A 13,869-nucleotide genomic window follows, 5' to 3' on the forward strand; every position below is an offset into this window, starting at 1 on the left:
GCTGTGCATGGTGCGGGCTCAACATTGTCAGAACATTGCGCTTGGACAATCCGCACGCGAAGGCGCCCAAACCCGGCGCCAGGCACTATGATCGGCACCGTTTCCGGTAGCCGAGCCTCTGATGCGCATCCTCCTGGTCGAAGACGATCCTGATCTGTCCCGTGCCCTGCAATCGGGGCTGGAGCGGCAGGGCGTGGTGGCCGATGTGGTCGGCAGCCTGGCGGAGGCGGCCATCGCACTGCGCGAACCGGTGCACCAGTTGATGCTGCTCGACCGGCAGCTGCCCGATGGCGACGGCGCCGGTTTCGTTGCCACTGCGCGGGCGCTGCGCCCCAACCTGGCGGTGATCATGCTGACCGCCAAGGGCACGCTGTCGGACAAGGTCGAGGGGCTGGACGTCGGTGCCGATGACTACCTTGTCAAGCCGGTCGCGATCGAGGAACTGATGGCGCGGATCCGCGCAGTTTCGCGGCGGCCTTCGGCGATGGTAACGCCGAGCCTGCATCTGGGACGGCTGGAATTCGACTTCGAATCGCTGCAGGCGCAGGTGGAAGGCCAGCCGCTGGCGCTGCCCCGACGCCAGGTGCTGGTGCTGCAGGCGCTGGCGATGCGCCAGGGACGCACGGTCACCCGCAGCGCACTGGAGGCGGCGGTGTACGGTTTTGATGATGAGATCCAGTCAAATGCGCTCGATGCGCACATTTCCAAGCTGCGCAAGGCGCTGCAGCAGGCCGGGGCCGGTGTGGAGATCCATGTGATCCGTGGCGTCGGCTACCTGCTGGCGGAGGCCTGAGATGGCGCGTCCGACACGTCCGATCCGCTCCATCACGCTTGGGCTGGCCTGGCGATTGTTCCTGGCCCAGGCGTTCACCGTGCTGTTCGCGGTGGTCGCGCTGATCCTGACCTGGGGCGACAAGGACACCTGGGGCATGGACATGTTCATGGCTGAAGCCGTGGCCAAGGCCGTGCACAGTGAGGGCGGGCGGCTGGTGCTGGATGAAGCACGCTGGCACAAGCTGGACGCGGGCGCGGGTGGCAACCTCTGGTTCGCGGCGGTCGATGACAAGGGCATGTGGCTGGAACGCGGAACCATTCCGGCAATCCACGCGCCGCTGCTGGCGAGGCTGCCGACGCTGGGGGCCACCGAACTCGGCTCGCTGGTGCCGCCGTACCTCGACGTGGCGCGGGTGATGATCCGCAACGAGGACGGCCGCCGCATCACGGTGATGGTCGGGGGGGCGCCGAAGGGCGGGCTGCTGGATGGCGCGCTGATGGTGCTGCGCCTGATCGGCCTGTGGTTCTTCCTGCCGTTGATCGTGGTCACGCTGCTGGTGATGCCGACGGTGATCCACCGTGCGATGCGTGGCGTGCGCCGGTCCGCCCAGCAGGCCAAGGAGCTGGACATCGGCCAGCCCGGCGCGCGGCTGGACGCGCAGCTGGTGTCGACCGAGGTCGCGCCGCTGGTGGAAGCATTCAACGATGCCATCGACAAGGTGCAGCAGGGCTATGCGGCGCGTGACAAGTTCCTTGCCGACGCCGCGCATGAACTGCGGGTACCGATCGCGGTGGTGCAGGCGCGCCTGTCGCAGCTGCCGCAGGGCGAGCTCAAGTCGCAGCTGCTGACCGACGTCGCACGCCTCGGCAACGTGGCCGAGCACCTGCTGGATCTGCAGCGGCTTGATCGCAATGTCGGCGCGTTGCAGCGGCTGGACCTGGCGCTGCTGGTGCGTGAGGCGGCTGCCGATCTTGCCCCCCTGGTGGTCGGTGCCGGCTATGGCTTCGAAGTGGACGCCCCGGAGGCCCCGGTGTGGATCCACGGCGACAGCCTGGCGCTGGGGCGGGTGATCGCCAACCTGGTGCACAACGCCATCGTCCATGGCGGCGGGCGCGGCACCATCTGCGTGCGCCTGGACGCCCGTGGCCTGCTGGAAGTCAGCGATCAGGGCGCCGGTATTCCGGTCGGAGACCGCGAGGCCATCTTCGAGCCCTTCCATCGCCTGCGCGCGGCGGGCAGCGGCAGTGGCCTGGGCCTGCACCTGGTGAAGGAAATCGTGCAGCACCACGGCGGTTCGGTCAGTGTCGGCGAGGCGGCCGGCGGCGGTGCCAGCTTCCGGGTCAACTTCCATCGCGGTACCGTCCGGCGCTGACATCCGCGCAGGGGAATTCCCGATAGGCAGCCTGATGCGCGCGACGGCAGGCTGTACGGGTGATTTCCGAACGCGCTGCCTCACCACTGTTCGGCGCCGGTTGTGCCGCCGGGCTGGTACTGGGTGCATTGGCCTGCGTGCAGATGCCGATGCTGCTGCCACTCTGGCTGTGCGCACCGCTGGCGGTTGCCGGTGCCGTGGGCTGGCTGTGGCGTTGGCGTGGCCGAGCGTGGGCCGCCGCCCTGTTCGGGCTGGCGTGGGCGACGCTGCACGGCCATTGGGCCCTGCACAATCCGCTTCCACCCGGTGCGCCGCCGCAGGAGGTGCGGGTCCAGGGAAGAGTGGCCGACCTTCCACGGAACGGCCCCGGCTACACGCGTTTCGTGTTGCACGTTGACGAGGCTGCGGCGCTGCCATCGCTCCGTGGCAGGCGCCTGCAGGTCACCTGGAACGACCCGTGGCGCGGCCCGACGCCACGCGCTGGCGAAGCTGGCCGGCATGCCGTTCGTGCGGGGGCATATTGGGACCTGTCGTTGCGCGTGCAGGCACCGCGCTCGAGGATCAATCCGGGCGGTTTCGATGGCGAGCGCCATGCCTTGCTGCGGGGTCTCTCAGGCAATGGCGTGGTACGCGATCCGGCGAGTGCGCGTGAGCTGCGCCCCGCGCAGGGCCTGCCGGCCTGGCGCGAGCGCAGCAGTGCAGCGATGGCCACACAGGTGGCACACCCTGCGTCGCGGTTCGTGCAGGCATTGGCACTGGGCGATACCCGCGGATTGTCCGACAACGACTGGGAACACCTGCGCGCGCTGGGACTGACCCATCTGGTCGCCATTTCCGGTTTTCACGTGGGCGTTGTTGCAGGCTTCGGCGTGCTGCTGTGCCGCGTGTCGTGGTGGTTGCTGCCGCTGCTGGGGCGGTACTGGCCACGACCACAGGCGGCGGCGTGGGGCGCGGCGTTGGCTGCGGCCGTCTACGCCGTGGTGGCCGGTGGTGCACTGCCAACGGTGCGCGCAGCGCTGATGATCGGCCTGGTTGCACTGGCCCGGGCCGGACGCCGCCCGGTCGGTGCAGGGCAGGGGCTGGCCTTGGCCGCGGTGGTGATGCTGTTGCCGGCGCCGCTGTCGGTGCTGTCGGCCGGCTTCTGGCTCAGTTTCGGGGGCGTGTTGTGGCTGCTGTGGTGCCTGCCGCGGACCGGGCCGGAGGGCGTCGGCGGTGGCCTGCGTGGCTTCCTGGCCGCGCAGGGCGTGGCCAGCCTCGGCCTGCTGCCGCTCTGCGTGGCCCTGTTCGGTGGCACAGCGCGGTTGGGGCCGCTGGTCAATCTGCCGATCATTCCGTGGTGGACCCTGCTGGTAGTGCCGTTGTCGCTGCTGGGTACCGGCCTGCACGCGCTGCATGATGGCGCCGGGCGCTGGGCATGGCGCGTCGCCGCCTGGCTGTTCGAGCTCAGCTGGCAGGCCCTGCAGCCGTTGGCGCTGCACCCGCAGGCGATGTGGTGGCTGGCCGAGGCACCGCGCTGGGCGGTGCCGGCAGCGTTGCTGGGGGTGTTCTGGTGGCTGCTGCCGCGTGGCGCCGGCGGTGGCCTGGCCGGACTGCTGCTGTGCCTGCCGCTGCTGTGGCCGGCCCGGCATGCGCCCGCCGCAGGAGAGCTGGAGCTGCTGGTGCACGATGTCGGCCAGGGCACCGCGGTGTTGTTGCGCACGGCGCGGCATGCACTCTGGTACGACGTCGGGCCGCCGGCCGGTGGGGATGGCAATGAGCGGATCCTGGTCCCGGCCCTGCGCGCGCTCGGGCAGGGGCCGCCCCAGCAGGCGATGCTCAGCCATGACCACCTGGACCACACGGGCAGCCTGCCGAGCCTGAGATGGCAGCTGCCCGGGCTGCAGCTGCTGGCGCCACCGGGCAGCACCATCGCCGGCGCTGCGCCCTGCCAGCAAGGGATGCAGTGGCAGTGGGACGGCGTTGAATTCCAGGTCCTGCACCCGGCACCGGGCAGCCGCCAGGCCGAGAACGAGGACAGTTGCGTGCTGCGCGTCGCCAGCCGTCACGGCGTGGTCCTGCTGCCTGGCGATATCGGCCGCCCGGCCGAGCAGGCGCTGCTGCAGGCGTCTCCGGCAGCGCTGAAGGCGGATGTGGTGCTGGTGCCGCACCATGGCAGTGGCGGCAGCTCCAGCGCGCCGTGGGTGGCCGCCGTGGCGCCACGGCTGGCGGTGGTCTCGGCCGGGCACCGCAACCGCTTCGGCCATCCACGCCAGGACGTGGTCCAGCGCTGGCAGGCGCAAGGGGCGGAAGTGCTGGCCACGGCTGATTCCGGGGCGATCCGCATATGGCTTGGCGCACAAGGGCTGCAGCTGCGTGAACAGCGTATCCACGCATCCCGGTGGTGGGATGCCGCTGGGCGGGCGCGGTCGGCTGCTATCCTATCGCCGATCGAACAAGCGGCCGTTGGGCCGGAGGGTTGAAACGTGTGGGAACTGGTCAAGGCCGGTGGCTGGCCGATGGTGCCGCTGCTGCTGTTGGGCGTACTGGCTTTGGCGATCATCCTGGAGCGTTTCTGGTCCCTGCGGCGGACTGAAGTGCTGCCGCCCGGCCTCGGCCAGGAAGTGCGCAACTGGGCCGCACGCGGCAAGCTCGACCCCGCCCACCTGCAGACCCTGCGGGCGAACTCGCCGCTGGGCGCGCTGCTGGCCGCCGCGCTGGAAGCGCGCAATCGCCCGCGCGACCAGATCCGCGAGCGCATCGAAGACACCGGCCGTCACCTGGTGCACCGCATGGAGCGTTTCCTCAACGCGCTGGGCACCATCGCCTCGGCCGGCCCGCTGCTGGGCCTGCTGGGTACCGTGATCGGCATGATCCAGATGTTCCTGGGCATCCTCGACCATGGCGTGGGCGATGTGAACCAGCTGGCCGGCGGCATCGGCAAGGCGCTGGTGTGCACCGCTACCGGCATGATCGTGGCGATCCCGGCGCTGATGTTCCATCGCTACTTCAAGGGCCGCATCCATGGCTACGTGGTGGAGATGGAGCAGGAAGCCAGCGCACTGCTGGATACGCTCGATGGCCGACCCGGTGTGATGAACCCGGCGCCGTCCGCGCGTTCGGCCAGCGCCGCTACGGCGAAGGCCTGATCGATGCGTATCGGCAACGACCGATCCCAGGATGAGCCGCATATCGATCTGGTTCCGCTGATCGATGTCATCCTGGTGCTGATCATCTTCTTCGTGGTCACCACCACCTTCGATGCGCGCTCGACGCTGCAGGTGCAGCTGCCGACCGCCAGCCAGCAGCAGACCAATGAACCACCGCGTTCGCTCAGCGTGCTGATCAACGCCGAAGGCCGCTACTTCATCAATGACCAGGAAGTGCTGCGCAGCGACGTCGAGTCGGTCAAGCAGACCATCGCCGCCGTGGCCGGCAGCGATCGTGAACAGACCGTTCTGCTGCGTGCCGACGCGCGCACTCCCTACCAGGCCGTGGTGACCGCGCAGGATGCGCTGGGTCAGCTCGGTTTCCGCCGTATTGCCATTGCAACAGCACCCGAGGTGCGTCCATGAGTTCCAATCACGCGCCGGTGTGGCCGATCTACAAACGTCTGCTGGGGTACACCCACGCCTACTGGGTGTTCATGGTGGCCGCGGTGATCGCCATGGTGGTCGAAGCCCTGGCCGGTTACCACTTCACCAAGCTGATGGAGCCGCTGGTCAACCGGGGCTTCGTCAATCCCGAACCACGCATGGCGGTGATCCTGCCGCTGACCATTCTCGGCCTGTTCCTGATGCGCAGCGCCGCGACCTGGGTCAGCGACTATGCGCTGGCCAGGACCGGTCGCAGCGTGGTGCGTGACCTGCGCGAGCAGGTACTGGCCAAGTACCTGCACCTGCCGTCCTCGCATTTCGATACCGAAGCGACGCCGGTGATGGTCAGCCGCCTGAACTTCGACACTGAACAGGTCACCCAGGCCAGCGCTGATGCGCTCAAGACCGTGGTGGCCGACACCCTGACCATCATCGCCATGCTGGCGGTGATGCTGCAGATGAGCGTCAAGGTCACGGTGGCCATGCTGGTGGTGGTGCCGCTGATCGGGGTGATCGTGTCTTACGTGGGCAAGCGCTACCGCCGCATCAGCCGTGGCATCCAGGATGGCATGGGCTCGATGGCGCAGACCGCCGAGCAGTCGTTGGCCGCGCAGCAGGAAGTGAAGGTGCATGGCACCCAGCAGCACGAGATCTCGCGCTACTCGCGCCTGGCCAACCGCATGCTGTCACTGAACATGAAGGTGGAAGTCACCCGTGCTGCCGCCTCCAGCGTGGTCCAGTTCCTGGCCGCGCTGGCGTTGGCGGTGATCGTATGGGTGTCGACCCGTGAAGCGCTGGCCGGGCGTCTCAATGCGGGCCAGTTCATGGGCCTGATGACCTCGATGATGGCCATCATTCCCTCGCTGCGCCGCCTGACCAGCGTGCAGACCTCGATCTCACGGGGCGTGGCCGCCGCCGAGCGCCTGTTCAGTATTCTCGACATGCGGGTCGAGCGCGACGAAGGCCGCACCACGGTGCAGCGCGTGCGGGGCGAACTGGCCTTCGACCACGTCATGCTGCGTTACCGCGAGGACAGTGGCATTGCCCTGGACGACATCAGCTTCGTCGCCAGGCCCGGCACGGTCACCGCCATCGTCGGCCGTTCCGGCAGCGGCAAGACCAGCCTGATCCGGCTGGTGCCGCGCTTCTACGAACCCAGTGGCGGACGCATCACCCTTGACGGTGTCGCGCTGGATGACTACCCGCTGGCCGACCTGCGCCGCCAGGTCGCGATGGTCGGGCAGAAGGTCATGCTGTTCGACGACACCATCGCCGCCAACATCGCCTACGGCATGGATGCGAGCGAAGAGCAGATCCGCGCAGCCGCCGAAGCGGCCAACGCGTGGGAGTTCATCGCGCGCATGCCGCAGCAGCTGCAGACGCCGGTGGGTGAGAACGGCGCGCTGCTGTCCGGCGGCCAGCGCCAGCGCCTGGCGATCGCGCGCGCGATCCTGCGCGACGCGCCGATCCTGATTCTCGATGAAGCCACCGCCGCGCTGGACAACGAGTCCGAGCGGCTGGTGCAGGACGCGCTGCAGCGCCTGATGCCGGAGCGCACCACGCTGGTCATCGCGCACCGTCTGTCGACCATCGAGCACGCGGATCTGGTGCTGGTGATGGACCACGGCCGCATCGTCGAGCGCGGCACCCACAAGGAGCTGCTCGCCATGGGCGGCCTGTACCAGCATCTGCACAGCATGCAGTTCCGCGAAAGGCAGGACTGATGGCTGGCAAGGGTACCCAGACCCCGCCGTACTGGTACGACGGCAGTCCGGTTCCGTGGGCAATGCGCCTGCTGTCACCGCTGTATGCCGGCGTCACCGCGCTGCGCCGGCGTGCCTATCGGCGTGGCTGGCGCAAGCACTACACGCTGCCGGTACCGGTCATCGTGGTCGGAAACATCACCGCCGGTGGCACCGGCAAGACGCCGTTGACCATTGCCCTGGTCGAGCGCCTGCGTGCGGCCGGCTGGAAACCCGGTGTGGCCAGCCGTGGCTATGGCCGTGAAGATGCCGACACGCCGCTGTGGGTGCAGGCCGATACGCCGACCGCCAAGGGGGGCGACGAACCGGTACTGATCGCCTGGAAGACCGGCGTGCCGGTGCGTGTGGACCGCGACCGCGTTGCTGCTGGCAAGGCGCTGATCGAGGCCGGCTGCGATGTGATCGTCTGCGACGACGGCCTGCAGCACTACCGGCTGGCGCGCGACATCGAGATCGAGGTGGTCGATGCCCAGCGCCGCTACGGCAACGGCCGGATGATTCCGGCCGGGCCGCTGCGCGAACCGGTCAGCCGCGCCAGCGAATGCGATTTCCGCGTGGTCAACCTCGGCCAGGCCGATGAGGAAACGGCGGCCCAGGCCTGTGGCTTCGGCCAGTGGCCGATGGCGCTGCATATCGACAGTGCGCAGCCGCTGGCCGGTGGCCGTGCACGCCCGCTGTCGTACTTCAAGGGCCAGCGCGTGCACGCGGTGGCCGGTATCGCGCATCCGCAGCGATTCTTCGACATGCTGCGCGCGCGTGGCATCGGCGTGGTGCCGCATGCCTTCGCCGACCACCAGGCCTACCAGCCGCAGGACCTGTCCTTCGGCAGCCAACTACCGGTGCTGATGACCGAAAAGGACGCGGTGAAATGCCGCGCGTTCGGCAACGACTGGCACTACGCCGTTCCGTTGCGCGCCGAACTGCCTGCCGCGTTCTGGGTGGCGCTGACCGACCGCCTGGACAAGCTGCGACCGAACTGAGTGGCGCGGCGGCGCTTGCATTCATGCGCCGCCGGCCGCATTCCCGTTGTAACGAGCCTGCCGAGTACCGCCCCATGACCGAATTCGTCGTCGCCATCCCGGCCCGCTATGCCGCCTCGCGGTTGCCGGGCAAGCCGCTGCGCCTGCTGGGCGGTGAGCCGCTGGTCCTGCACGTGGCGCGCCGCGCGCTGGAGGCCGGTGCCGGCGAGGTCTGGGTCGCCACCGACGATCAACGCATTGCCGACGCACTGTCCGGGCTGGCCGAAGTGAAGGTAGCGATGACCGCCGCCTCGCATGCGTCCGGCACCGACCGCCTGGCCGAATGTGCGCGCATCGCTGGCTGGGCCGACGACACCGTCGTGGTCAACCTGCAGGGCGATGAGCCGTTCGCACCCGCGGCCGGCATCCGTGCGGTAGCCGAGGCGTTGGTCGATGGCAATGCGCCGATGTCGACCCTCGCCACGACCGTCGAAGACGCGCACACCCTGTTCGACCCGAACGTGGTGAAGCTGGTGCGCAACGCGCGCAACGAGGCGATGTACTTCAGCCGCGCGCCGATCGCCTGGCACCGCGATGGCTTCGCACGCAGCCGCGACACGCTGCCGGCCGGTCACAACTGGCTGCGCCATATCGGCATCTACGGCTATCGCGCCGGCTTCCTGCAGCAGTTCGCGGCGATGCCGCCGGGCCAGCTGGAACAGGTCGAATCGCTGGAGCAGCTGCGCGTACTGGAAGCCGGTTACCCGATCAGCGTGGCGATCTCGCCGGAGCCGTTCCCGCCCGGCATCGATACCCCGGAAGACCTGGAGCGTGCGGAGACGCTGCTGCAGGCAATGGCCGCACGATGAAGCTGCTGGTCGTCTGCCTCGGCAACATCTGCCGTTCGCCGATGGCCGAAGGTGCACTGCGCGCCCGCCTGGACGCCTCGCCGCTGGCAGGCCGGGTGCAGGTCGATTCGGCCGGTACCGGTGACTGGCACGTCGGTGAACCGCCGGACCGGCGCGCGATCGCCTGCGCGGCCGGGCACGGCGTGGACATCGGCGGCCTGCGTGCGCGCCAGTTGCAGGCCGTGGATTTCGACCGCTTCGACTGGATCCTGTGCGCCGACGAAGCCAACCTGCGCGATGCAGGGCGCTTGGCCACACCTGCCCAACGTGAACGCCTGGCACTGTACCTGCCGTGGTCGGGTGGGCAGGGGCGGGTCGCGATTCCCGATCCCTACACCGGCGGCAGTGAGCATTTCGAACAGGTCTGGTCGCTGGTCGACGATGCTGCAAAACGTGCGGTGGCACGACTGTTGCATGACGCCGACTCCGGCATAATCGGGCCATGAACGTCCAGCCCGTCCCGGACCTGCCCGAGTTCGCCACCTGGCTCAATGCCACCCCCTGCACCCTGACCGAACTGCGCGGTCGGCCGGTGGCGCTGTTGTTCGTCAACGCCGCCTCCGCCTGGAGCGCGCAACGCCTGGCCGAATTCGGCCAATGGCTGTCGCGCCACCCCGGCAAGCTGCAGCCGCTGGTGCTGCAGGTGCCGCGCTTCGATTTCGAACGCGACGCCGGTACCGCGCTGAAGCTGCTGCGCCGCCAGGGCCTGTCGATGCCGGTGCTGCTCGATGCCGACTGGGATGGCTGGCGCCGCTTCGGCGTCACCGCCTGGCCGACCCTGGTGCTGCTGGACGCGCAGGGCCGCGAGCAGCAACGCCTGGTCGGGCAGGGTGCGCCGGGTGAACTGGAGCGTGCCTTGAACGCCCTGTGCGAGGGCGCACCGCTGGCGCCGCCACGCGGTGGTACCGAGCTGCATCCGGAGCCGCGCCAGGCCCTGCGATTCCCGCTTGGCCTGGCGGTCAGTACCGAACGCCTGTACATCGCCGACAGCGGCCATCACCGCATCCTCGAATGCAGCCATGGTGGCCGCATCCTGCGCCAGTTCGGGCTGGGTACCGCCGATTTCATGGACGGCAACCTCGCCGAAGCGGCGTTCCACCGCCCGCAGGCGCTGGTGCTGGAGCGCGATTCGCTGTACGTCGCCGACACCGGCAACCACGCGGTGCGCCGTATCAACCTGCTGACCGGCATCGTCGACACCCTGTGCGGCAATGGTCGCCCTGGTGCGCCGGTGGAGGGTCCGGTGGCGCAGGCGCGGCAGGTCTCGCTGGACCATCCGGTCGGCCTGGCCATCGCCGACAACCAGCTGCACATCGCGATGGCCGGCGACAACCGCATCTGGAGCTACCACCTGGGCCAGCGCAGCCTGCAATGGCGCGCCGGCAGTGGTGCCATCGACGAGCGCGATGGCAGCGGGCATCTGGCCGCCTTCGCCCAACCCACCGCGTTGGCCGTCGTGCAACAGGTGCTGTACGTGGCTGATGCCCTGGGATCTTCGGTGCGTGCACTGCAGCTGCGTGGCGACCTGGTGCAGACGCTGGTCGGGCAGGGGCCCTGGCGCTTCGGCAGTGACGACGGTCCGCGCGCGCAGGCCAGCCTGCAGTTCCCACAGGCGATCGCATTGAGCGCGGACGCGCCGCTGTTGTGGATTGCCGATACCGGCAACGGTCGCCTGCGCACGCTGCGCCTGGGCGGCGGTGAACTGACCACCCAGCCGCTGCCGCGCCGCCTGCATGGCCCTGCCGGCCTGGCGGTGGGGGCCGGTGCGGTATGGATCGCCGAGACCGACGCCCATGCCGTCCTGCGATTCGATCCCGACAGCGGCGTGCTCAGCGAAGTGCCGATCAGCGAATGACCGACGTTCCCGCCCCGGCCTTCGACGGCAAGGCCTTCGCGGCCCAGCTCAGCACCGCTCCCGGCGTGTACCGCATGTACGCGGCCGACGACACCCTGCTGTACGTGGGCAAGGCGCGCGCGCTGCGCAACCGCGTCGGCAGCTATTTCAACGGCAGCCCGAAGAACGCGCGGATCATGTCGATGATCTCGCAGATCACGCGCATGGACGTGACCGTGACGCGCTCGGAAGCCGAGGCGTTGCTGCTGGAAAACCAGCTGATCAAGTCGCTGTCGCCGCGCTACAACGTCTCGCTGCGCGACGACAAGACCTATCCGCATGTGCTGCTGACCCGCGAGGACTGGCCGCGCATCGCGCTGCATCGTGGTCCGCGTGCCATTCCCGGTCGCTATTTCGGGCCCTATCCCGGGGTCACCGCGGTGCGTGAAACGCTGAACCTGATGCACAAGCTGTTCAAGCTGCGCAGCTGCGAGGACAGCGTGTTCCGCAACCGCTCGCGGCCGTGCCTGCAGTACCAGATCGGCCGCTGCAGCGCGCCCTGTGTGGAGCTGGTGCCGGCGCCGGACTACGCCGAATCGGTGCGTCGCGCCGCATTGTTCCTGGAAGGCAAGAGCGACGAGCTGACCCGCGAGCTGGGCGAGCAGATGCAGGCCGCCAGCGAGGCGCTGGAGTTCGAGCAGGCCGCGCGCCTGCGTGACCTGATTTCTTCACTGCGCAGCATGCAGACCCGCCAGTACGTGGATGGTCGCGCCGCGGATCTGGACGTGCTGGCGGTGGCCATGCAGGGCTCGCAGGCCTGTGTGCTGCTGCTGGCCTTCCGTGATGGCCGCAACCTCGGTACCCGCCCGTTCTTCCCGCGCACCAATGGCGAGGAGAGCCCGGAGGAAGTGCTGGCCGCGTTCGTCTCGCAGTACTACATCGAATTCGAGCCGCCGCGCGAGATCCTGCTGGATCGCGAAATTCCCGATGCCGACCTGCTGGTGGCCGCGCTGTCAGCCTCGGCCGAGCGCAAGGTGCAGCTGAAGTGGAACGTGCGCGGCGAACGCGCCGGTTATGTGGAACTGGCCAGCCGCAACGCGCAGCTGACCCTGGCCACCGAACTCAACAGCCGCAACGCGCAGCACGCGCGCAGCGACGCGCTGCGCGACATGCTGGGCCTGGCCGAGCCGGTCAAGCGTGTCGAGTGTTTCGATATCAGCCACACCCTGGGCGAGGCCACCGTGGCCTCGTGCGTGGTGTTCGACGCCGCCGGCCCGGTGCGTGCGCAGTACCGCCGTTTCAACATCAGCGGTATCGAGCCGGGCGACGACTACGCCGCCATGCGCCAGGCCATCGACCGCCGTTTCCGCCGCGCAGTGGAAGAGCAGGGCGTGCTGCCGGACGTGCTGCTGATCGACGGTGGCGCCGGCCAGTTGGCCCAGGCCCAGGCCGCGCTGGCCGACCTGGGCGTGGAAGGCGTGCTGCTGGTGGGCGTGGCCAAGGGCGTGGAGCGGCGCGCTGGGCATGAAGCGCTGGTGATGCCCGATGGCCGCGAGCTGCGCCCGGGCGCGGCCAATCCGGCGCTGCAGTTCATCCAGCAGGTGCGCGACGAGGCGCACCGCTTCGCCATCACCGGCCACCGCGGCCGCCGCCAGAAGGCGCGGATGACCAGCAAGCTGGAGGACATCCCCGGCATTGGGCCGCGCCGCCGCGCCAGCCTGCTCAAGCATTTCGGCGGCCTGGTCGGCCTGAAAGCCGCTGGTGAAGCGGAAATCGCCAAGGTGGAAGGCATCAATGACGCCCTCGCGGCACGTATCTACGCTAACCTGCACGGGTTGGCCACGCCTGATGCGGCCGAGTAGAGAGAGAAGCACGCAAGCATGAAGTTGACCCTGCCCACCTGGCTGACGTTGTTGCGGATCGTGATGATCCCGGTGCTGGTGCTGGTGTTCTACCTGCCCTACACCTGGACCAACTTCGCTTCGGCGGCGATCTTCGGCCTGGCTGCGATCACCGACTGGCTCGATGGCTGGATCGCACGCCGCTACCAGCTGGAGTCGGCCTTCGGCGCCTTCCTCGACCCGGTCGCGGACAAGCTGATGGTGGCGGTGGCGCTGTTCCTGATCGTGCAGGGCCACCCGACGCCGTGGATGGCGTTCTGGGCGGCAGTCATCGTTGGTCGTGAAATTGCGGTATCGGCGCTGCGCGAATGGATGGCCGAACTCGGCCAGCGCGCCAAGGTGCGCGTGGCGATGATCGGCAAGGTCAAGACCACCGCGCAGATGGTCGCGCTGCTGTGCCTGCTGTATTCGGTGGCACCGAACGTGCCGGTGGAAGACATCTGGATGGGCTGGCCGGTGTTCCACATCGGCGACTGGACCCTGGCGATCGCCGCGGTGCTGACCCTGTGGTCGGGCCTGCAGTACCTGCACGCCGCCTGGCCGAGCCTGCGCGATGACGAGCGCGCGGCGCGCGAGCGTGCGCGGCAGAAGAAGCTGGGCAACTGAGCCCCGGGGTCGGATCCTTTTCCGCAGGAAAGAGCGCTGACCCCATCGGTGCGCCTATCCACGCATGGCGTGGATACGTGGCGCCGGGCACCTCGCAGACCCTGAAAAAAGCGCTTGACGCCATCCTTGGAACGGGTAGAATTTCGCCTCCCAAGCGGGAATAGCTCAGTTGGTAGAGC

The 13,869-nt window shown here is 68.8% G+C and carries 12 protein-coding genes; all 12 read left to right on the plus strand.

All coding sequences use genetic code 11. The features are described 5' to 3' along the window. Positions 1–121 precede the first annotated feature (121 nt). Entirely contained in the window at positions 122–793 is a 672-nt protein-coding gene (locus D5301_RS22565) for a response regulator transcription factor (RefSeq protein WP_110711791.1), read from the plus strand. A 1-nt stretch (position 794) separates the two neighbouring features. Continuing rightward, entirely contained in the window at positions 795–2,147 is a 1,353-nt protein-coding gene (locus D5301_RS22570) for a HAMP domain-containing sensor histidine kinase (RefSeq protein ID WP_153856950.1), read from the plus strand. Between the two features lie 59 nt (positions 2,148–2,206). Beyond that, positions 2,207–4,606, plus strand: a complete 2,400-nt coding sequence (locus tag D5301_RS22575) for a DNA internalization-related competence protein ComEC/Rec2 (protein ID WP_164160610.1) — start codon at positions 2,207–2,209, stop codon at positions 4,604–4,606. 3 nt (positions 4,607–4,609) lie between these two features. Next, positions 4,610–5,272, plus strand: coding sequence for a MotA/TolQ/ExbB proton channel family protein (locus D5301_RS22580; RefSeq protein ID WP_164160612.1), 663 nt, complete (start codon positions 4,610–4,612; stop codon positions 5,270–5,272). A 3-nt stretch (positions 5,273–5,275) separates the two neighbouring features. Beyond that, positions 5,276–5,698, plus strand: a complete 423-nt coding sequence (locus D5301_RS22585; RefSeq protein WP_004152323.1) for a biopolymer transporter ExbD — start codon at positions 5,276–5,278, stop codon at positions 5,696–5,698. After that, positions 5,695–7,443 carry a lipid A export permease/ATP-binding protein MsbA gene (gene msbA / locus D5301_RS22590; protein ID WP_110711795.1) on the plus strand — a complete coding sequence of 583 codons (1,749 nt, stop codon included), beginning with the start codon at positions 5,695–5,697 and terminating at the stop codon, positions 7,441–7,443. The genes D5301_RS22585 and msbA overlap by 4 nt, the downstream gene beginning before the upstream one ends. After that, entirely contained in the window at positions 7,443–8,462 is a 1,020-nt protein-coding gene (lpxK, locus tag D5301_RS22595; RefSeq protein ID WP_110711796.1) for a tetraacyldisaccharide 4'-kinase, read from the plus strand. The genes msbA and lpxK overlap by 1 nt, the downstream gene beginning before the upstream one ends. Positions 8,463–8,536: 74 nt before the next feature. Beyond that, positions 8,537–9,310 carry a 3-deoxy-manno-octulosonate cytidylyltransferase gene (kdsB, locus tag D5301_RS22600; protein WP_153856951.1) on the plus strand — a complete coding sequence of 258 codons (774 nt, stop codon included), beginning with the start codon at positions 8,537–8,539 and terminating at the stop codon, positions 9,308–9,310. Then, complete coding sequence (locus D5301_RS22605; protein WP_110711798.1) at positions 9,307–9,795, plus strand: low molecular weight protein-tyrosine-phosphatase; 489 nt, start codon at positions 9,307–9,309, stop codon at positions 9,793–9,795. Before kdsB ends, D5301_RS22605 begins: the two co-directional genes overlap by 4 nt. Continuing rightward, complete coding sequence (locus D5301_RS22610; RefSeq protein WP_110711799.1) at positions 9,792–11,204, plus strand: hypothetical protein; 1,413 nt, start codon at positions 9,792–9,794, stop codon at positions 11,202–11,204. Before D5301_RS22605 ends, D5301_RS22610 begins: the two co-directional genes overlap by 4 nt. Next, the gene (gene uvrC / locus D5301_RS22615; RefSeq protein ID WP_106467615.1) at positions 11,201–13,045 is read left to right on the plus strand and encodes an excinuclease ABC subunit UvrC; all 1,845 of its coding nucleotides are present in this window, start codon (positions 11,201–11,203) and stop codon (positions 13,043–13,045) included. The genes D5301_RS22610 and uvrC overlap by 4 nt, the downstream gene beginning before the upstream one ends. A gap of 18 nt (positions 13,046–13,063) precedes the next feature. Then, positions 13,064–13,690, plus strand: coding sequence for a CDP-diacylglycerol--glycerol-3-phosphate 3-phosphatidyltransferase (gene pgsA / locus D5301_RS22620; protein ID WP_012510614.1), 627 nt, complete (start codon positions 13,064–13,066; stop codon positions 13,688–13,690). Positions 13,691–13,869 lie beyond the last annotated feature (179 nt).

The organism is Stenotrophomonas sp. MH181796, assembly GCF_009659995.1.
GTDB lineage: Bacteria > Pseudomonadota > Gammaproteobacteria > Xanthomonadales > Xanthomonadaceae > Stenotrophomonas > Stenotrophomonas riyadhensis.

Coding starts and splice junctions, on each gene's coding strand:
- D5301_RS22565 (WP_110711791.1), top strand. CDS start 122: ATGCGCATCCTCCTGGTCGAAGACGATCCTGATCTGTCCCGTGCCCTG.
- D5301_RS22570 (WP_153856950.1), top strand. CDS start 795: ATGGCGCGTCCGACACGTCCGATCCGCTCCATCACGCTTGGGCTGGCC.
- D5301_RS22585 (WP_004152323.1), top strand. CDS start 5,276: ATGCGTATCGGCAACGACCGATCCCAGGATGAGCCGCATATCGATCTG.
- msbA (WP_110711795.1), top strand. CDS start 5,695: ATGAGTTCCAATCACGCGCCGGTGTGGCCGATCTACAAACGTCTGCTG.
- lpxK (WP_110711796.1), top strand. CDS start 7,443: ATGGCTGGCAAGGGTACCCAGACCCCGCCGTACTGGTACGACGGCAGT.
- kdsB (WP_153856951.1), top strand. CDS start 8,537: ATGACCGAATTCGTCGTCGCCATCCCGGCCCGCTATGCCGCCTCGCGG.
- D5301_RS22605 (WP_110711798.1), top strand. CDS start 9,307: ATGAAGCTGCTGGTCGTCTGCCTCGGCAACATCTGCCGTTCGCCGATG.
- D5301_RS22610 (WP_110711799.1), top strand. CDS start 9,792: ATGAACGTCCAGCCCGTCCCGGACCTGCCCGAGTTCGCCACCTGGCTC.
- uvrC (WP_106467615.1), top strand. CDS start 11,201: ATGACCGACGTTCCCGCCCCGGCCTTCGACGGCAAGGCCTTCGCGGCC.
- pgsA (WP_012510614.1), top strand. CDS start 13,064: ATGAAGTTGACCCTGCCCACCTGGCTGACGTTGTTGCGGATCGTGATG.